This window comes from Acinetobacter sp. PFS20 (assembly GCF_052261015.1).
Taxonomy (GTDB): domain Bacteria; phylum Pseudomonadota; class Gammaproteobacteria; order Pseudomonadales; family Moraxellaceae; genus Acinetobacter.
Genome location: NZ_JBPVZE010000001.1, coordinates 2,089,361 through 2,110,106, shown reverse-complemented (window position 1 = coordinate 2,110,106; position 20,746 = coordinate 2,089,361). Strand labels below are relative to the sequence as shown.

Annotated in this window: 15 protein-coding genes; 4 read left to right on the top strand and 11 right to left on the bottom strand. The window is 36.4% G+C overall.

The features are described from left to right. The first annotated feature begins 36 nt into the window (after window positions 1–36). Complete coding sequence (trmB, locus tag ACS125_RS09900; RefSeq protein WP_004642023.1) at window positions 37–753, top strand: tRNA (guanosine(46)-N7)-methyltransferase TrmB; 717 nt, start codon at window positions 37–39, stop codon at window positions 751–753. Between the two features lie 137 nt (window positions 754–890). On the opposite strand, the gene ACS125_RS09895 is transcribed toward trmB, so the two are convergent. The 3 genes from ACS125_RS09895 to ACS125_RS09885 all read right to left on the bottom strand — a co-directional run bounded on the left by ACS125_RS09895 (window position 891) and on the right by ACS125_RS09885 (window position 3,880). Continuing rightward, complete coding sequence (locus tag ACS125_RS09895) at window positions 891–1,646, bottom strand: hypothetical protein (protein WP_443271832.1); 756 nt, start codon at window positions 1,644–1,646, stop codon at window positions 891–893. Window positions 1,647–1,769: 123 nt separating this feature from the next. Beyond that, window positions 1,770–2,756 (bottom strand): hypothetical protein, encoded by a 987-nt coding sequence (locus ACS125_RS09890; protein ID WP_443271830.1) that lies wholly within the window; start codon window positions 2,754–2,756, stop codon window positions 1,770–1,772. A gap of 206 nt (window positions 2,757–2,962) precedes the next feature. Continuing rightward, complete coding sequence (locus ACS125_RS09885; protein WP_443271828.1) at window positions 2,963–3,880, bottom strand: hypothetical protein; 918 nt, start codon at window positions 3,878–3,880, stop codon at window positions 2,963–2,965. A 362-nt stretch (window positions 3,881–4,242) separates the two neighbouring features. On the opposite strand from ACS125_RS09885, the gene ACS125_RS09880 reads away from it, so the two are divergent. Continuing rightward, window positions 4,243–4,869 (top strand): glutathione S-transferase family protein, encoded by a 627-nt coding sequence (locus ACS125_RS09880; protein ID WP_443271826.1) that lies wholly within the window; start codon window positions 4,243–4,245, stop codon window positions 4,867–4,869. A gap of 14 nt (window positions 4,870–4,883) precedes the next feature. Here ACS125_RS09880 and ACS125_RS09875 read toward each other — a convergent pair whose 3' ends face one another. The 5 genes from ACS125_RS09875 to ACS125_RS09855 form a co-directional block, all read right to left on the bottom strand. Continuing rightward, complete coding sequence (locus ACS125_RS09875) at window positions 4,884–5,663, bottom strand: Rossmann-like and DUF2520 domain-containing protein (protein WP_443271824.1); 780 nt, start codon at window positions 5,661–5,663, stop codon at window positions 4,884–4,886. A gap of 93 nt (window positions 5,664–5,756) precedes the next feature. Beyond that, on the bottom strand, window positions 5,757–7,178 hold the full coding sequence (locus ACS125_RS09870) for an OmpA family protein (RefSeq protein WP_443271822.1): 1,422 nt from the start codon (window positions 7,176–7,178) through the stop codon (window positions 5,757–5,759). Between the two features lie 213 nt (window positions 7,179–7,391). Then, entirely contained in the window at window positions 7,392–8,627 is a 1,236-nt protein-coding gene (locus tag ACS125_RS09865; protein ID WP_443271820.1) for a dihydroorotase, read from the bottom strand. A gap of 12 nt (window positions 8,628–8,639) precedes the next feature. Then, entirely contained in the window at window positions 8,640–9,656 is a 1,017-nt protein-coding gene (locus ACS125_RS09860; RefSeq protein WP_016141676.1) for an aspartate carbamoyltransferase catalytic subunit, read from the bottom strand. Window positions 9,657–9,779: 123 nt separating this feature from the next. Beyond that, window positions 9,780–10,124: a hypothetical protein gene (locus ACS125_RS09855; RefSeq protein WP_004793661.1), complete on the bottom strand. Its 345-nt coding sequence runs from the start codon at window positions 10,122–10,124 to the stop codon at window positions 9,780–9,782. 239 nt (window positions 10,125–10,363) lie between these two features. Between ACS125_RS09855 and rlmKL the strand changes: the two genes are divergently transcribed. Continuing rightward, window positions 10,364–12,574 carry a bifunctional 23S rRNA (guanine(2069)-N(7))-methyltransferase RlmK/23S rRNA (guanine(2445)-N(2))-methyltransferase RlmL gene (gene rlmKL / locus ACS125_RS09850; RefSeq protein ID WP_443271818.1) on the top strand — a complete coding sequence of 737 codons (2,211 nt, stop codon included), beginning with the start codon at window positions 10,364–10,366 and terminating at the stop codon, window positions 12,572–12,574. 18 nt (window positions 12,575–12,592) lie between these two features. On the opposite strand, the gene ACS125_RS09845 is transcribed toward rlmKL, so the two are convergent. Next, on the bottom strand, window positions 12,593–13,009 hold the full coding sequence (locus tag ACS125_RS09845) for a hypothetical protein (RefSeq protein ID WP_107882491.1): 417 nt from the start codon (window positions 13,007–13,009) through the stop codon (window positions 12,593–12,595). 269 nt (window positions 13,010–13,278) lie between these two features. Here ACS125_RS09845 and ACS125_RS09840 point away from each other — a divergent pair, with 269 nt between their 5' ends. Continuing rightward, window positions 13,279–13,758 (top strand): CinA family protein, encoded by a 480-nt coding sequence (locus ACS125_RS09840; protein WP_443271815.1) that lies wholly within the window; start codon window positions 13,279–13,281, stop codon window positions 13,756–13,758. A gap of 65 nt (window positions 13,759–13,823) precedes the next feature. Here ACS125_RS09840 and clpB read toward each other — a convergent pair whose 3' ends face one another. Both clpB and ACS125_RS09830 read right to left on the bottom strand, forming a co-directional pair. Then, a complete protein-coding gene (gene clpB / locus ACS125_RS09835; RefSeq protein WP_013198493.1) occupies window positions 13,824–16,403 on the bottom strand; it encodes an ATP-dependent chaperone ClpB in 2,580 nt (859 codons plus the stop codon). Between the two features lie 324 nt (window positions 16,404–16,727). Further along, the gene (locus tag ACS125_RS09830; RefSeq protein ID WP_443271813.1) at window positions 16,728–20,636 is read right to left on the bottom strand and encodes a Dyp-type peroxidase; all 3,909 of its coding nucleotides are present in this window, start codon (window positions 20,634–20,636) and stop codon (window positions 16,728–16,730) included. Window positions 20,637–20,746: the final 110 nt, after the last annotated feature.

Sequence of the window (20,746 nt, the reverse complement as noted above, 5' to 3'; positions counted from 1 at the left end):
AAAATACCGCATTTGAATTTCAATATTGCCAAGGTTATGTCGATCGATCAGCTAGAAACGCAAATTGCAGACTTAGACAATTTGCCTGAACACCGTGAAATTGTGACGTTTATGCGTCGTTCAGCACCACTTAATACGTCTCAACGCACGGCATTAGAACAACATCGCGATTTAATTTTGGAATATCCTGTTGGCGACTTACGTCAACACTTCGAACATCCAGAGCGCCCATTAACTGTTGAAATCGGTTTTGGTATGGGTCGTTCATTAGTTCTTATGGCAAAAGCGAACCCTGAACGCAACTATGTAGGTATTGAAGTTCATGTACCTGGTATTGCTCAATGCTTATATGAAGCAGGTATAGCAGAAGTTAAAAACTTACGTGTACTTGATGCAGATGCGATTCAAGTTCTACGTGAAATGCCAGACAACAGCATTAACTGCGTACAACTTTACTTTCCAGACCCTTGGCAAAAGAAACGTCATTTCAAACGCCGTTTTGTTGCTCATGAGCGTATGCCATTGGTTGAACAAAAGCTTGAGCTTGGCGGTACGTTCCACGCAGCAACAGATTGGGAACCGTATGCTGAATGGATGCTAGATGTATTAGATAACCGTCCAGACCTTGAAAACCTGGCAGGTAAAGGCAACAGCTACCCACGTCCAGACTGGCGTCCAGTGACTAAGTTTGAACGCCGTGGTATTGAGTCAGGTCATAAGATTAATGACTTTATCTTTAAAAAGATAAAGTAAAATTTAACTACTAAAGACAAAAAATGAAGGCATTAAATATTAGTATTTAATGCCTTTTTAAATTAGCGTAAATCATATACCTCAATATATTTTTTAATTACATATATATTAATAATTTAAGTTAATTATTAACATATTCATTTTCTAGTATTTTTTGACTTAATTTCTAAAGGAGCCACATTCCAGATATCTAACAAACGCCAAATTGCATTATCAATTTCTTGCCAGTCTTCCCAATTATTTAAATTTGTTTCCCATTTAACCCATACTCCCCCATATTTATTAGGTTCATAACTATTTCCATAAATTTGAATAAAATGATTATCACTAGTGTTTTCTGATGCGAATACATCTAAAAAAACTCCAGTAACATCTTTATTTTTCGAATATCCATAACAAGAAAAAGCTTTATCAGATATATTTCTTTTATAACAATCTAAACCATTTTTTTTGAACTTTGATTTAAGATCTATATATTTAGAATTAAAATTATTTAGCATTATTTTATGAGTATCTAATTTCTGCTCTCGCATATCTATAGTTAGACCTTCAATATTAACTCGCACTTGATCTTTATGATCTGGCACATACCCATCTGTAGCCTGAAAACTTGAGTTTCTTAAAATTAAATTAAATTGTAATTGCCGATTTGAATCAGGCATTGGTAAACTATCTATCTCTTTTTGAGTGATTGAAGCAAATTTTTCAGGTATATAATTTATTGGAAACTGTCCTAAATAATGCTCTCTTTCTGGGCGATAAAATTCTGAATCAAATTGATCAGGAATATGTATTCTACGCTCCCCTAATTTTGCTTTAACAACTAAATTATTATTTTGTTTCCATATAACCATATCCCCCTCTTGAGGTATATTGGCTTTTTCTTTATTCATACATCCTCCTAAAAATAAAAAGTACATAAACAATAAATTTTTCTTTAGATATGACATTAGTTAATCTCTAAAATTATCAAAACTTCTAAATAGTATTAAAATTATAAAATAGCAAAAATCTAATTAATATAGTTTATTTCTTTTTCTTAATGAAACATCTTCGCCACTTTGAGTTTCACTAGAGTTAAATATTTGCTCTTCTTCTGAAATATTGCCACATGCTGTGACTAATATTTTTCTAACGTTTGGATGTATATCACGTCTTAAAGAGCCTATACTCATACGTAATCCATATCTTTGGACTTGTTCTGGCTCATTAAGTGCTAAATTTTCATATAACTTCATAATATAAATATTATCAATATTTTGACCATCAATTTGATCCAAATATAAATCAGGTTCTTTGGTGCTATAAATTTTTCCACCTTCTTCCATTCTTTTCATATTCCTTATCATTTTTAAATCGATTGTTTTAATCGATTTAAGGATTTCTTTATTATCACAACAAAGCTTATCAATAGAGTATTCTTCTATACTATAATTACTGTTACTTATTTTCTTCAAACTTGAAAGTGGATAAATTGTTCGCCCATAAGTTATTACAGAATAGTTCATTGGCAAGCTTTTCAAATAATCAATATCCACACGATTATCTTTTGTCCATAAACTTTTTAAATTATTCTTATTTTCGCTTAAATCTTTGCATCTTCTTTTATCTTTCTTACAATCTTTATTATCATAATATTCCTGCATTGTTGCCACTGCCACAATACCCATATTATCTTCGAATGTTTTATCTAATTTTGCAGTACGTATCACTTCAATAATTTTTTCCTTATTATTAAAATTAAATTTAGAAACATACATCACATTATCATCCACATTAAATCCTTCACGACCATCTCTAATCCAATGTTCCATTTCTATAGCCAAAAAATCTGCTTTTAAATCTATTATTTTTTCTTCATCAGTAAGATATCTATTCTCACTTGTACAAAATCCTTCTTCTTCATTTTTATTAATTATATATTCGTAATATTTATTATTAATAAAATCAAATATCAATAAAAACAACAATATAGAAAAAAACAATATTTTATATTCTTTCATTTTAATCCCCATTAAATCTCAAGTAGGAAGTTTGACTTTTAAACGAGCCCAAAGACAATTAATATATTATATAAAGTCATATAATTAAAACCCAAACAATCTTCACCTTTCACAATTAATCAAAACCTTAAAACTAACATAAAGACAATAATTCATAATTTTCAATATAAACTATATCACATATCATTATTTAGCCTAATCCAACTTCAATTAATACTCAATCTTTCTACAGGAAGATAAACATTAAAATAAACCCTTCCACATTCATCAATAGGATGTGCCTGAGATTCAATATAAATTTCTTTAAGTGGTATATATTTCATGTCCTTAATAAATGCATTAATTTTATATCTATAATAAGAAACTATTAAATAATATTTAGTTATTTTTTGCTTAGAAAGATGACTAACCTCCTTATTATTAATTAAATTATCATAATTAATAATACTACAGCAGTTATAGGGATAAAAATTTTGCAGATTGGCATCGCCATCTGATGAAAATGTTAATAAAAAACTATTTTTATTATTGAGTTGCTGATAAAAATTTTTATTATTTACGTCAATATTGTCTCGTATTTTTGAAAACCCTGTTAAAACCACAACACTACCATGAGAAATACCATCTAACACCAAATCCTCATCAAGTATTTTATTTCCTCTTTTTCCTGCAGTAACTTTAGAATTAATTGTATTATGTGGATTTTCAATTTGACTTTTAAAAGCATTTTGCAAGTCATCAAGATTACGAATATTTTCTTTTAAAACAAATAGATTATAAGTAGCATTATCACTTTTTTCATTATCATCTACTTTATCTTTCGATTTTTTAAAAATGATATCATCTTTATAACTCTGAAAATAACTTGCCATCGCTCTTTCATACAATTGATTTGTATTAAAATTTTTAGCTTGCAAACAAAAATTTTTCTCCATTTTTCTTTGTTCATAATTTTTTACAATAAAATAGCTACCCCAAATTAAAAGTAAAATTAAGGATAATCCTAGAAAAATATACTTTGTATAGATATTCTTAATCACAAGAAGAAGAAATTTAAAAATTAACCATAAGATTAAAAAAAATCCAAAAAAAAATGAAAGCCCCATTAATAATAAATTAAACATATAAAATATTTTTCTCTATCTAAAATACTATTTTAAATTCTCATACAAAACAGTGTAATTTAAGTTGGAGAAAATGACTCGCCGACTTGGATTACGTCTTCCCCTATGATCTTGTCTTGATCATCAATTGTAAAATTAAGATACATTCAGAATTTATATTTTCATTTTCAATACATTATTTTAACTCTTTTTATACAAAACTGTCTGTATATTTTCACCACAAAAGAATAATAAATATCAAAAAAATTATGCTCTTATAGCTAGTATTTGTTCTGCTATCTTTTTTATTATTAAATCTTAAAAAATTAAAGAATCTGTATTACATTCAATTTACTTAATCTCACGAAAAGTCAGAAAACAACATGTTAAAAATTTTAGGACGCGATAACTCAATCAATGTTCGTAAAGTCTTATGGCTCTGTGAAGAATTAAATCTTGAATATGAAAGAGAAGATTGGGGAAGAGGCGTTCGTTCTGCCCAATCTCCTGAATTTTTAGAATTAAACCCAAATGGGCAAATTCCTGTTGTTTTAGATGGCAATTTAGTACTTTGGCAATCCAACAGTATTATCCGTTATCTAGCAAATGCCTATGATAAAGAGCACCTGCTTTACCCTACTCAAGCGAAAGAAAGATTTTTTGTAGACCAGTGGCTTGATTGGCAAGCGATAGAGCTGAATAACAGTTGGACTTATACCATTATGTCTTTGCTGAGACATTCACCAGATCATCAAGATCCAAACTTATTACAACAAGGTATTGATAACTGGAATCGCCATATGCAGATTCTTGATCAACAACTTGCAAAAACTCAAGCCTATGTTGCAGGTTCACAATTTAGCTTAGCCGATATTCCAATTGGTCTATCTGTACAACGCTGGAAGGCCACTCCTTTTGACCATCCAACGCTTAAGCACGTCGACCAGTATTTTGAACGTTTAAATCAACGTGCGGGCTTTTTAAAATGGGGAAATAACGGCGAACCTTGATTTTTAAACAAACATTAAGCCGAGTGATGGCGTTTTAAGATGCCATCACTTAAAAGTTGATATATGTCTTTTAAATCATCTCGTTCTGCTTGTGCTAATAGGTTTTGATGCATGGCCAAGATATTTTGATCACCTCTTACAGCAGGTCCAGTTTGCATGTGCTTTGGATCATTTTCAGTGGCTTTTTTTGCCGTTTCCAAAATTAAAGGATAGAGCAAGCTAAAGTCCACCAGCTCTTTATCTACTACCTGTTTTGCCATATCAAAACAGTAATTACTAAAATTACAAGCGAACACAGCCGCTAAGTGTAAAGTTAAACGTTGTTTTGAGGTGTATTGATATACTCGGTTACTTAGGCTATTTGCTAAATCTGAAAGTAGTTTCTGGTCGATATTTGTTATTGCTTCAACAAATAACGGCGTTGCAGACCAATCAACATCTCTTTCTAAGCTAAATGTTTGTAATGGATAAAACACCCCTGCTTTTTCATGTACATGACTGATGACTTCAATATCAGTACTACCCGAAGTATGGACAATAAGTGTGTCAGGAAAGAATTCATGAACTTGTTTTACAAGCTCTGCAATTGCACTATCTGAAACTGCTAAAATGATAAGATCGGTCGGTTGAAATTCGCGAAGAGTTTGGCATGCTTTTGCTTGAATTTTCTCTGCAAATTTTTGGGTTTTATCAAAATCACGCGCATAGACCTGTACGATATTATGACCTTGGCCCAATAAAGCCTTTGCCAAATGAAAGGCAACTCGCCCACTTCCCACCAAACTGATTTTCATATCAATCCAACATTATTTGTCTCAACAAAAAAGCTTCTCAAAATGAGAAGCTTTTTTCAAATTAAAATAACTAATTTTTCATAAATCAGTCGATTATTGGGCTACTGAAAACTCAATACGACGGTTTTTAAAGCGACCTTCTTCTGTCGTGTTTTCTGCAACTGGCTGATCAGAACCATGGCCTTCTGCAACTAATTTAGAAGCATCCACACCTTTAGATTTTAAATAATCTACAACTGCTTGAGCACGGCGTTGAGACAAAGCTTTATTTGCAGCAGCATTACCAGTTGAGTCGGTATGACCACCCACATTTAATTTGATGCTAGTCACTTTATTTAAAAGTGTTGCAGCTTGGTCAAGAATGGCTTTGTTATCGGCAGGTATGTCACTTGAACCACTCGCAAAATTAATAATTTGCAAGTTAAGTGCTTTCACCAAAGCATTTACATCGACATTGTTCGGGTCAATTGATCCTAGAGCAGTTTGCGAAGCAGTTAAGCTATTGCTTACAGATTGCTCAGCTGTTACTGGTGCTGTACCGACAACCTCTGTATGTGGCACCAATGCTTTTACTTTTGCAGTTAAAGCTTCTAATGCTGCCGCATCACCTGCTTTCAAAGTAATTTTGTCGCCCACCCATTCTAAAGATGCATTTGGCACACCTTTTAACGCACCTAACACACCTGCAAGCGCATCTTTGTCGGTAAATGAAGCTGCATAAGTTTGGCTTGTATCCACCTTACAATCTTGAGTTGTCGAAAAAACTTTTTTAACGTTGGTTTGTAGCGTTGCCAAGAAGCCTTGATCACCAATTCCAGCCTGACACTCACTCACTGTACCTTTATCATCGGTACTTAAAGTTAAGCTAGCGGGTGCAGCAGCAGCTTCAACACCACTTGCAGCCGTCGGTTCTGAGGCTGGTACAGCTTCTTTATGCTGACAAGAACGCCATAACCAAGCAATGATCAGACCCAAAATAATGAGGGCAATAATCGGTAAGAACCCACGAGACTTACCTGTATTTTCAGTTGCTGCAGCTAATGGCGGGGCTGCTGAAGTTGCATGTGGAACTGAAGATAAACCTGCACCAAGTCCTAGCGGAGCTAATAGACCCACTGCCCATGCTGGTAAATATGAACGAATAGTATCTGCATGCTGGCGCAAGTAATTCACAATACTTTGCTGGTCATTTCCTGCAACATCTGAAATTGCATTAAGGCTGGGTTTAATTGCACTGTTGAGCGTGCTTTCAATTTCATTATTTGGTGCTGTACCACTTAAATGGGTAAGTACAGTATTTTTGATTTGGTCATTATGAGAAAAAAGGTCTGATAAGGAAGGAGCCAAACTATTTTTCAATTGTCCGATAAGATCAGGTTTAGCAGCTAATAATGAAAGTAAAATTGGATAAAACTTAGATAAAGCATTCGATTTTTCGCCTAGGTATCCATCCTGTTCATTTAATAATATTGAAGATACTTTTTCTTTAAGCAATTCTATAGGGTTTATCGACATTGGTTATTCTCCCGAATCTTATACGTCGTAATCAGCAACTTTTGATTATTCAAATACTTCTCTTTGCTGATAGTTTTTTATTCTAATCTTCCTTCAATCTTTTGTTGTTTTTTATATAATTTATATACAATTTTCCATCTAGTATTTACAAAACAGGTAGATCATATTGATCTACCTGTTTATATTTTAAATTTACTTTAACTAAGCACTTTATCAGTTAGCAAAAGTTTGAAGTACTTTACCCGTCAAGGTTTGACCCAACAATGGGGTATTTTTTCCTTGAGATAAAATAGTGTCTTTACTTACTGTCCAGCTTAATTCAGGATCTACCAACACCCATCCAGCTTCATCTTCCCAACGCGAGGTCATATTCGCAACCTGTGCTGGAACACTCGTAACTTTAGCAACCCATTCAAGAGGTTCAAATAAACCCTCATTAATGAGTTGGACACCTAAAGATACATAAGTATCAAAAGCGGTAATACCCGGCTGAGTTTCAGCAAATGGCGCCATTTTTGCCGAACTGCTTAAAGGTTCATGGTGCGTACAAATTGCATCAATTGCGCCTTCTTTTAATCCTTGACGTAAAAGTTCTTTATCTTGCTCAGAACGCAATGGTGGGCGAACGTGTGCAAGTGAATTGAAACCGTCGATTAAGTGTTCAGTTAAATGTAACTGATGCATTGCAACGTCAGCAGTTACAGGCAAGCCTTTTGCTTTTGCTGCACGAATTAATTCAACCGATGCACCACAAGACAACAAACCAAAGTGAGCTTTTACGCCAGTTGCTTCAATCATAAGCAAATATTTTGCAATCGCTACAGTTTCAGCAAGCGCCGGAATCATTGGCAGACCTTGGCGAGAAGCAATAAAGCCTTCGTGTGTACATCCATCTTTAGCAATTTGTGGTTCTTCAGCATAGAACACAACCGTTAAGCCAAGACCCGCTGCATATTCCAAAGTACGAATAACCACATCATCATTTTCAAAAGCAGCGTTAGCATTTGAAACAGCAGTACAACCACCCTTTTTTAGGCCCGCCATATTTGCTGGTTGTTTACCATTTAGACCTTGGGTTTGAGCACCGATAATATGCATATGAATGCCGCCATCAAGCCATGCCTTTTCAATCAAGCCATGAATAAGCGCACCGTTGTCTTGTACAATCGGTTTTGAGTCTGGTGGAGTAATCACATGCAAAATACCATTAGCACGTGCGGCCTTACCTTCAGATTTAAGTGTACCGTGTTGCTGTTGACCCGGTTCACGCAAACGTGCGCACAAATCAACCATGGTTGGCATTAACCATTTACCTTGTCCATCAATGGTTTGTTCAACTTGCTCTACTGGAGAAACCAACTTGCCATTTTGAAGATATACAGTTTGTACGCTGTCTGTTTTTTGGACTGGGTCTAACACACGTACATTTTCAATTTTTACAATACTCATGTGATCCATTCCTTACAACGTAATCGCTTCAATTAAACCTTGCTCTTGGAGTTGGCCTTGCATTGATAACGCCAATACGGCCATACGAACAGCAATACCATTGGTTACTTGTTTCAAAATAACTGATTGGTCTCCATCCGCAACACTTGAGTCAATTTCTACACCACGATTCATTGGTCCCGGATGCATCACGATACAGTCCGGTTTAGCTAGACCTAGACGCTCTTTGTTTAAACCATACATTCTGTAGAATTCAGACTGTGAAGATAATGCTGGAGAGTCAATACGCTCATTTTGAATACGTAGGGCAATAATCACATCACAATCTGCGATCCCTGCATCCATATTGTTGAATAAGCGAACGTGTTCACCATATTCTGAAAAGCCCACTGGCAATAATGTATTCGGTGCAATCACACGAATATCTTTACATCCGAGGGTTTGTAATGCTGCTACATCCGAACGTGCTACGCGAGAGTGTTTGATGTCTCCAATAATGGCAACACTCAAATCTTCAAACGGTTTCTTTGTTTCACGGCGAATGGTAAGCATATCGAGCATCGCTTGCGTTGGATGGGCATGACGTCCATCTCCTGCATTAATAATTGCGACCTTTGGACACACATCTTTAGCAATGAAATGAGCAGCACCTGAAGATGAATGGCGCACAACAAAAATGTCAGCAGCCATTGCTTCAAGGTTCCAAAGCGTATCTCGTAATGTTTCACCTTTCGATGTACTTGAACGTGCAATATCAATATTCAATACATTGGCAGACAAGCGTTTTGCTGCTGCTTCAAAAGTAGTACGAGTACGGGTGGAGTTTTCAAAGAAAAGATTCATAACCGTCAATCCCTCTAAGAGCGGACGGTTAATTAAATTATTATTATCATCTAAAAAGCTTTGTGCGGTATCTAAAATCTTAGTGAGGTTTTCTTTTGAAAGTCCCTCAATTGTTAAAAAATGTTTTAAATTTCCGTCCTGATTGAGCTGAACCTGGCTCGGCTGATGCAACGCTGCAATATGCATAATGGATTCCTATGGGTCGAATCGCGAAAACGTGCATAGTGTAGCTGAATTCCGTTCTTTTCACAGAAGAACTTTACAGAATAAGACCCTAAATTGACCAAAAATTTAGGGTCTTATTCGAGATTACCTTAAGGCACCAATGTAATGATGTGGAACTTGTGCCCGATAAATGTCTTCGGCTGTTATTTCTGGCTCTTCATCCGCCTTAGTAACAGCGGGCGTTTCTTTTTGAGAAGATTCTGGCAGTGTTTCAACTAATGATCTTAATCGCTCAACACATCGTTTTAATTCATCATCCTCTGTTTCTAACGCCACCGTAATTACATATTTTGCATAATCTTTATTTTGAATCACATACATTGCATCTATTACCCGCCCCGTTACCCGACGCATACGTACATATATTTGTGTGGCCACTGAGAAAGCATCTGCATTAGCAATAAAACCATTCCCCATCATGTCTTTCATTTATAAGGTCCCCATCCATTAAAATTATAAAAATGGTTAAAAATCGACTTTGTCTCTTAAATAAATAACCATCAATTATCTTGGTCTAGCAAAATACATACCAATTACAAGGTATTACTCTTTAAAAATCAGTTTATTGGTTGCTAAATGATAGGTTGCAATAATTTAAAAACCTTTAGACATCAAAATAAGTTAAACTTTGCATCGTTAATATTTATATGTTTTGGTCAATCGAGTTTATGAATACCTCTTTACGTTTAAACCACTATTGGATTACTTGTGCTGATGGTTTAGAACCCCTCTTACAAGAAGAAATAGAACAACTTGGCACCAAAGTGACAGAACGTAAAGCAGGACGTTTAATCATTGAAGGAACGCTTGAACAAGCTTACCGCATCTGTATGTGGTCACGTCTCGCGTCCCGTGTTTTACTTCCTATTCATACTTATGAACTTGATTTTACGCATGATGCACGTGATGTGGCAGAAGAACTCTACGAAGGTGCAATGAGCTTTGACTGGTCACTTGTTTTTGCACCACAAAGTACCTTTGCAATTCGCTTGCATGCCGAACGTGAAATCATGGTCAATTCGCAATTTGCTACACTGCGTGTAAAAGATGGCGTTGTTGATTCATTTATGGAAGCTGTAGGACGTCGTCCTAGCATTGACACCAAACAACCAGAAATTACGATCTATGCTTTGGCAGGTAAAACTGAACATACTTACTGCCTAGATTTATCAGGTGACTCGCTCCATAAGCGTGGTTACCGCCGTTACATGACCGATGCACCAATTAAAGAAAACCTTGCTGCGGCAATTTTGCAAAAAGCTCAGCTCAAACAGCGTAATCCAGAGATTGTACTTGACCCAATGTGTGGTTCAGGCACATTTATCATTGAAGCATTAATGATTTTAACTGACCGTGCACCAGGACTTGTTCGCCGTTTTGGATTTAATGGCTGGCATGGTCATGACCGCGAACTTTGGCTTTCACTTAAAGCAGAAGCAGCAGAACGTCACGAAAAAGCACTTCAATTACCTTTACCTAAATTTTATGCCTACGATGCAGACTGGGAAGCAATTAAAGCAACCCGTGAAAACATTATTGCGGCAGGTTTTGAAGGTTTATTAGGTCAGATTCAGATCGAAGAGCGTACTTTAGCGGATTGGCCAGATTTTGCTGCTGAAGGCAAAACTGCATTTATTGTCACTAACCCGCCTTATGGTGAACGTTTAGGTGAAAAAGCTTCAAACCGTTCTCTATACTTAGGTTTATCAGCGCTTTTACAAAAACATTTCCCAAATCAATATGCAGCAGTTATTGCAGCTCAAATTGAACAATCTGATGTTCTAGCATTTGAAGCGCCTGAAACCTTACGCTTAATGAATGGTAAGTTGCCAATTTATATTCGTTTCGGTGTAATCAAACCTGAAAAAGTAACTCAACCATTTTTAGCAACTTGGCAAGCTCAACCTATTGAAATGGAAGAAGCTCAAGACTTCGCTAATCGTTTGCAAAAAAATATGACTGCCTTGAAAAAATGGGCAACGAAAGAAAATGTTTATTGTTTACGTTTGTATGATGCAGACTTACCTGACTTTAATGTCGCTGTTGACTTATATGGTGACCGTTTACACGTTCAGGAATACGCACCACCAAAAACAATCGATCCAGAAAAAGCTAAAAAACGTTTTAATTTAGCGCTTGCTGCAATTCGCGCTGTTACTGGTTTAAACCGTGATGCCATCTTTATTAAGACACGTGCACGCCAAACGGGTACAACTCAATATACGAAGCAAAGTACAGCTTCAAAACGTTTTATCGTTCAAGAAGGTAAAGCTAAAATTTTAGTTAACCTGACTGATTACCTAGACACGGGTTTATTCCTTGACCATCGTCAAATGCGTTTACGTATTGCTCAAGAAGCACGTGGTAAACACTTCTTGAACTTATATAGCTATACGTCTACTGCAAGCTTACATGCTGCGCTTGGCGGTGCTGCTAGTACAACAAGTGTGGATTTATCTAACACTTACCTAAACTGGTCAAAAGAAAACTTTGTTTTAAATGGCTTAACTGTAGATCATGCAGATGAACAACACATGTTCTTTGCCAGCGACTGTTTTGAGTGGTTAAAAGAAGGTCATGAACAATACGATCTTATTTTTATTGACCCGCCGACATTCTCAAACTCGAAAAAATTCTATGGTACATTCGATGTACAACGTGACCACATCTCACTTATTAAACGCGCAATGAACCGTTTACACAGTGAAGGTACGCTTTACTTCTCGAATAACTATCGTGGTTTTGAAATGGACGAAGAGATCGAGGCTATTTTTCAGGTTGAAGAAATCACTTCTGAAACCATCGGCCTTGATTTTAAACGTAATCAAAAAATCCACCGTGCATGGAAAATTCAGCACCCTGGTCTAGATCAGTATTAATGAGACTAGAGGTTATTATTACTTCACGGTAATAATAACCTCACCATGAACATTTTTTGACTCAAAATCATATTTAGTAAAACGGTCTGCTCTTTCCGGTAATGCAATCATTTCTAACTTCTTCTTTTCTTTACTATCAACAACATGATTCTGTTTTTGTTCTTGATACGGAGAAAGTACGCTAGTTCTCAGCGCATCCCATCGAACTTGCTGTAAATAGTTATCTCCTAACGCCTGCTGTACTTGTTGTTGTTCTATCGCTGGTTTTTTGGCATCGTCCTGAGCTTTGGCAATAATCACGGGTAAAGATGCGGTTATCGCCCCTGTTTGAGTGGCAAGTGCACTTTCCGACATTGGTTGTGCTGCCCATGTGTTTGATAATAATACAGATACACCGCTCAAAATTCCCAGCATATACCCTTGCTTATTGTTCATTTCATTCATCCTAAAATTGTTATTGTTCGTTATATCGAACAAAATTAACAATTTTTTACGCATGTCGCAATGTTATAAATAAACTTCCCGACAATTAACATTGATCATTTTAAAACCGGATTTTTTTCACAGGCATTTTGTGAATATTCAAGCAGTTTTATAGATTTTTATCCCAGACTTGAATGACACCCTTAAATCACTTACTGTAATTTTATAATTTATCTGTAAATCGTTTTTACTTATAAATAAACACCAATCGAGGTGAAATAATGCTTCAGCACTGCTGCCAACTATTAGAAAATCTTCAACTCAAAATTGCCTTTATTGAAAGTGCGAGTTCCGGTTATTTAACCAGTCAATTTTCTATTCATAAAAATAGCGGTGCAGACATTTTACTCGGTGGTTTAGTGAGTTATGACCCTAGCATTAAAATTAGCATTTTAAATATTAATCCCAAGTTAATAGAGACTTACACAGCTGAGTCACCACAAGTTACAGAGGAAATGTGCAAGCTGGGACAAACGTTATTTCCCAAAGCCGATATTATTGTAAGTTGTACTGGGCTATTAAAATCTGGGGGAAGTGAAACCTCAGAAAAACCTGTAGGTACCTTTTTTATCTGCATTTCTTATCAAGAACGTATTTATCATTACCATTATTTTTTATCTGGCCATCCTGAACAAAAGTTAAAGACATTAACTCAGAAAGTTTCAGACACCCTAATTGCTTTACTCACATCAAAAACCTAAATAGTCTGGCCATAAAAAAAGAGAATATGTTTCCATATTCTCTTTTCGGTTTTAGCAGAACAAGATTAGCTGAGTTTCATTTTATCGAAGACTAAATGACCATTTTCACCTTTCACTAAAATAGTATCACCTGCGACAAAATCACCCGACAAGATTTTTTGCGCTAATGTGTTTTCAATCTGTTGTTGAATCGCACGTTTTAATGGACGCGCGCCATAAACAGGGTCGAAACCAGCATCAATCAATAAATCAAAAGCAGTGTCATCTACAGTTAAACTCATATCACGATCAACCAGACGTGAACGTAAGCGATCCAACTGAATATCAGCAATGCCTCGAATCTGTGCTTTTTTGAGTGAATGGAAAATCACAAGCTCATCAATCCGGTTAATAAATTCCGGACGGAAATGCTGACTTACCGCATTCATTACAATGGTACGCACTTCATCGTCTGTTGCACCCTCACCTAGCTCACGTACATCTTGTGAACCTAAGTTCGAGGTCATCACAATCACAGTGTTTTTAAAGTCTACTACTCGACCTTGTGAGTCTGTTAAGCGACCATCATCCAACACTTGTAGCAAGATATTGAATACATCTGGATGCGCTTTTTCAACCTCATCAAACAACACTACACTATATGGTTTACGGCGAACAGCTTCGGTTAAAACACCACCTTCTTCATAACCCACATATCCTGGAGGCGCACCAACCAAACGGCTAACCGAATGTTTCTCCATGAATTCACTCATGTCGATACGAATCATGGCATCATCACTGTCAAACAAGAAGTTCGCCAATGCTTTGGTCAACTCTGTTTTACCAACACCTGTTGGACCTAAGAACAAGAATGATCCGCTAGGACGATTCGGGTCAGACAAGCCAGCACGTGAACGACGTACGGCATTCGAAACGGCTACAACAGCTTCATCTTGACCTACAACACGGTCATGTAAAAACTCTTCCATATTAAGGAGTTTTTCACGTTCGCCTTGCATCATTTTAGCAACTGGAATTCCTGTTGCAGCACTCACAACCTCGGCAATTTCATTTTCAGTCACTTTAGTACGAATGAGTTTTGGCTCTTCGTTTTCTTCAGCAACTTCGTCTTGCTCCAGTTGTTTTTGCAACTCTGGAATTACGCCATACTGTAAACGTGCTGCTTCAGCCAAATCACCTTCACGCTGAGCTTTCTCAAAAGCAATACGCGCTTTATCAAGTTCAACCTGAGCCTGTTTAGTACCCTCGACAAGAGTCTTCTCAGATTTCCAGATTTCTTCAAGATCGTTGTATTCTTTCTCGACTTCAGCAATCTGTTTTTCAAGATGATTAACTTCAGCTTTACTGCCGACATCTTCATCTTTTTTCACAGCTTCCAATTGCATTTTCAACTGGATTAAACGGCGATCAAGTTTATCAAGTGCTTCAGGTTTAGAGTCAATTTCCATCTTAATACGAGAAGCGGCTTCATCAATCAAGTCAATTGCTTTGTCTGGTAATTGACGATCAGTAATATAGCGATGAGACATTTTTGCCGCGGCAATAATCGCTGAGTCTAAAATTTGCACACCATGGTGAGTGGCATATTTCTCTTTTAGACCACGTAAAATCGCAATGGTATCTTCAACACTTGGTTCATCAACCAACACTTTTTGGAAACGACGCTCTAATGCAGCATCTTTTTCAATATATTGGCGATATTCATCTAAAGTTGTTGCACCCACACAGCGCAATTCACCACGAGCTAATGCAGGTTTTAACATATTACCTGCATCCATAGCGCCATCACCTTTACCTGCGCCTACAAGCGTATGCAGCTCGTCAATAAACAGGATGATTTCGCCTTCGTGTTTTGCCAAATCTTTTAAAACAGCTTTTAAACGTTCTTCAAACTCACCACGATATTTAGCACCAGCAAGTAATGAACCTAAATCTAAAGATAAAACACGTTTGCTTTTTAAGCCTTCTGGCACTTCACCATTGACAATACGCTGAGCCAAACCTTCAACAATAGCTGTTTTACCAACCCCCGGTTCACCAATAAGAACAGGGTTGTTTTTTGTACGACGTGATAAAACTTGAATGGTACGGCGGATTTCGTCATCACGCCCAATCACCGGATCAAGTTTTCCAGATAAGGCACGCTCAGTTAAATCAATCGTATATTTATTAAGTGAGTCACGTTGATCTTCGTGATTATTACTCATGACTTTATCACTACCTCGAATATGTTCAATTACTTTGCGTAGACTGTCGGGAGTTACACCTACGGCACTTAAAATATTTTTAGTTTCGCCTGTCTCTGCTAAGCCTAATAGCACCCAATCAGTTGACAAAAATTCATCACCCGCCTTTTGCGCATATCTATCTGCCAGATTAAGCGCCTTAACAGCTTCAGGGTTTAAATTGACATCCCCAGTCGGATTCGCAATGGTCGGAGCATCTTTTATAGCTTGCTCAAGCTTTTGTTTAAGTTCAGGTAATCGTGCACCTGCTTGTTGCAACAAACTAATATTTGATGGCTCTTCTAAGAGGGTACTCAAAATATGAATACCTGCGATCGCGGTGTGGTCTTTACCCATCGCTAAAGATTGAGCATCTGAAAGGGCTTGCTGCAAGCGGTTTGTAAATTTTTCAAAACGCATTCTTGTTATTCCTCACAACAAATTTGTACTTGTCTAATAGATGGGAACACTTTTTCGGATTTCAAATAAATTTATATATATTTTTCATAATGTTATTAAAACAACAATGAGTAAGACTCCATTATAATATGGGATTGTGAGCGATCTATTTCAAGTACATTTTGTATAATTTTTAAGAGAAAGCAAAAATGTCATGTTTTTATCTGAATTCTTATAACAAATGGCAATTTGAAAGCTGTGATATTTTTAATAGTTATCACTGTTAAATATTAAAATAATTGAAGGCAGCCTTTATTTAAAAAGACTGCCTTTTAAAACAACTAATCAATTAGTCCATTGATGAAATGGACATTTTGCTTGTTCTGTTTTTTCTTTGGGTAGGTCTGGCGTCGACACAGGACGACGCTGGTGTTGCTCCTGAATAGTAGGGAACACAGATGTAAAGAAGTTTGACCAACCACCGGTACGTACTCTTAACAAATTATATTGCTCAGGTGATGTCACAGCTTGAGCAAATGTTTCTGGGTCAGCTACTGTTATTGTTAAAATATTAGATGAACTTCCTTGACTGAATTGCTTCAGAATAGCTACAAGTTCTTTAACGCCAAAGTCTTCACCAATATTAAAATCTGTAGGTGCTCCATCAGCCATTAAGTCTGTGCCAATACCATTAAAACCTTGTAAAGCACGGCTAAACTCAACTTTTTGATGATCAATTGCCAAATCTGCTGGACTTGGTGATGGACTTAGATCAGAAGCTACTGTCGTACCTAAACGGCGACCATCAGCACTCGCACCATTCCATGCCCCCATCTCCACATGATTTTCAAAAGTTCCCACACCCGGTTGAATCTGTATACCAAACGGATGCTCTTTTGAACCATAGCGTTCAGCCAAATTTTTAAGGCTTTGTGCGAATTGTGGCCATGGATGAGTAAATGTCTTGACTGATATCTCAGCAATCATTTTAACAATCTCATCGCCTAGTTTATCGACTTCGGGGTTACCACGTCCATAACGTGGTTGTGCCAAAGCAATTTCACGTAAGCGCTTATAACGATCAGCTTGCGCGGCAATACGGGCATGACCAGCTAAATTGCTAATAAATGGCTCAGTCATTTTATATCCCCAGTCACAGCAGAGACACTCTAATAGTTCAGGCAATGTAGTAACTGCGGTTAACGGGTCAAAAACCATCGCCTTAATGGCATACAACGAGTTAATTGTATTACTGAGCGAGATATAACACGGTCCATAAATATTATATTTAGCACCACCACTATAAAAATCTTGCCCTTTAGCCAAGCAGTCATCCATCAAGACATTTAGAATTGGAGATGGACAAATATCTGTATTGGCACCGTAGCCTAGAATTTGCCCATTGAATGCCTTGCGATTGAGCAATTCAAAATGTTGCTTGTATAACTCTAATAATTCTTCAAAACTATCAATCTGATCAGCAGGTTTAGTATTTAATGAAACAGTTTGTCCAAACAGATAGCTTTGTCCCGCACTTGAAATTGTTTTACCCTGATTTAGTGCACACTCCAAAGGCTGTAATGTCGAGAATCCACCTAAAGAAAACCAGTTTTCGCCAGGGAACTGAGGTTCATAACAACCATCACAAGCGTAATTCTGTGCCGAACGAATATCGACTTTAGAATTCCAATTTGGCAGATTAGTGAGTGCATGCCCCCCTACACCATTTCCACTTTGATGAAGACTAGGAATGAGTTTTTCATCATTTAATAAAATTGGGTGAGCACCGCCAGATAAAATTGCATGTGCAGCCACTTCTAAAATTTCTTCAGGAATATCCTTGCGAGTGCGTAGAGACAAACACGGTGCATTTAACGGTAACCGGCCTGATGCACGAATAAATAATTTTGTGACCTCATTATAAGCTGGTTTGGTTTTAGAAAAGTCTTCTGTACCATCAGCTACTGTCCCACCAACTGTAATCTGTTGAATCCATTGTCCCAAAGATGCACCTTGAGGATAAGGTCCCGAACTACCACCCATTGCGAGATTACCAAAAGGTTGATGGTCTTCCATAAACATACGGTTTTGTTGTACTTTTTCATCTAGCTTAATATAGAACGCATCGATAATTTCTTGCGCCTCTTCAGGCCTAGCCGAATGGTTGTCCAAGAAAGGTTGTAACAGCTGATCCATACGTCCAAATGCTGTTGGCTCACCATTTAAATGCAAACAACTATGCAATGTGAAAATAAATTGAACTGCTTCAATAAATGTGTCCGGTTTATCTTTGGACAACTTTTCCATTCGTCGACCAATTGCAATTAAATTATCTCTTTCGAACTCTTGTCCTTTTTGCATCTGGCCTGCGACTTTAAATGCAAGCTTTGAGTAATTTAAGAAATATTCAGAAATACCAGTTAGTGCTAATCTTGAAGCTTCATAGAAGTCTTTCTTCTCTGGAGTCTGCGCATTGCTTGCATGTTTAGCAATTTCTTGTTGTAGACCAGCTAAACCTAAATCTAGTGCCTTTTTATAATTTGGAATAACATGCCCAACACCCGATGCTTCACTTAAATTACGCAAAAAGCCCTGAAGACGTTCTTCTTCAGATAAATACTTCATGACATAACGACCTTCACCCAAGGTCAGATTTGGCATAGCTCCTACAATAATTTCATCAGGCATAATGCGATAAGTATCCGATCCATAAATGACCTTACCTTCACATTCGCGCCCAGTTGAATACGGAATCATTTCACCATTTTTTAATAAAATTTTCCGTCCGCGGAAACCATAATTTTCTGATGAGAATAACTGTAAGCTTAATCGAATAGCCCAACCTTTGCGCAACATAATAGATAAACCCATAATATTTTCAGGCTTATCACTGATGTCAAACTCATCAATATAATAATCCACCCCTTGTTCAATTTCTTCTTGTTTCCGATTGAAATACCAGTTGTCTTGCCATAAAGAAAATGTATTCTCAAGTAAACTTAAAATACGATTAGAAGGTGGTTTAAAAAATTCACTATGGGGATTTAGCCCAGTTGCCATGTTAAAAAGATAATTACTATGATTGTAGTACATCAAACCATTATCGGAACTATTCATATAATGGCGATCAAATCGATTCCAATCCATACCTGGGAAAAAATTCCAGTTATCTTTATCTAATCGACTAAAATCATTTAAATATTCTGATGCATCATCTAATGCTAAATCTTTTAAACTTGGAATATAAAATATTCCTCCCAAGTCTGAATGAAGGCTATTGAATAGACGGTCATTCATAAAGCCTTCTATTGCCCCAATCTGACTTGCCATAACCTCTTCTAAAATTGCAGCAGTTTTTGCAAAACCAGCAAAATAAATCCCTGCTTCATCTGCTTTAGTTACCGATTTTGGCACTCTAAAACTTGAATTTGACTCAGCACGGCCAAACGGTAAGCCTAAACGCAGAACTGGTGTAGTATTTCCATTTTCATCTTGTACACGAGAAGCTTTAATGTGCGAACGGCTATCACGGTCTGGAATAATCGTGTCGTCAGTTTTACGTCCAATCAAATCTTCAATTTGATCTTCTGACATCATATTGATTTGATCCCAATTAATTAAAAACCTTTGAGATAAAACGTATGAGCCACCAAAATGATCAATGTCTTCTGCACCAATTAAAGTATGTTTTGCCAGTGAAATTGGATCAGATGGATTATTTAAATTTTCAGAAAAACGACACCCTAAAACCTTACCATTGCGACCAGTTTTAGATTGTGAAGCAGTAACTTGACTAAATATTTCTTTAATATCTGAAGCTAAAAAATGCTCAATATATTTCTGTAATACTGTACACGCATCAGCATCATCACTTTTTACATGTAACCAAATGTCGCCATCCGAATTTTTAAAACTCCCATTAGAATCAGAGAAAACTTCTGAGACATTTGGATTTTTTTCTTCTGGATAATGTAATTGCATTCCCTTTGGTCGTGACAACTTATCTTTTTTACAAATCAGATCCCAATTATCAAAAGATATGCCAATTGCCAAAGTTGTATTTTTACTAGAAAGTGCTGGATTCTTATTGACCTCTTGACGCACAGCGATCATTAACTGACGAATTTTTTCACGTGTAATTTCGGTATTAAGCCAAACCGTAGTAAAAATTGCATGGGGGGCTGGATAAACCAACCCTCGTTGCATGTATTTCCATATTTCAGTAAAACGATCTTCATAAGATATATTTAACATTATATTAAAGTCCTTTAAAATATTTATATAATAATTAAAATTTTGATTATAAATTTAACCAAAAAATCATTATTGACAATAAAAATTAAAATAACAAGATATTTAAAATC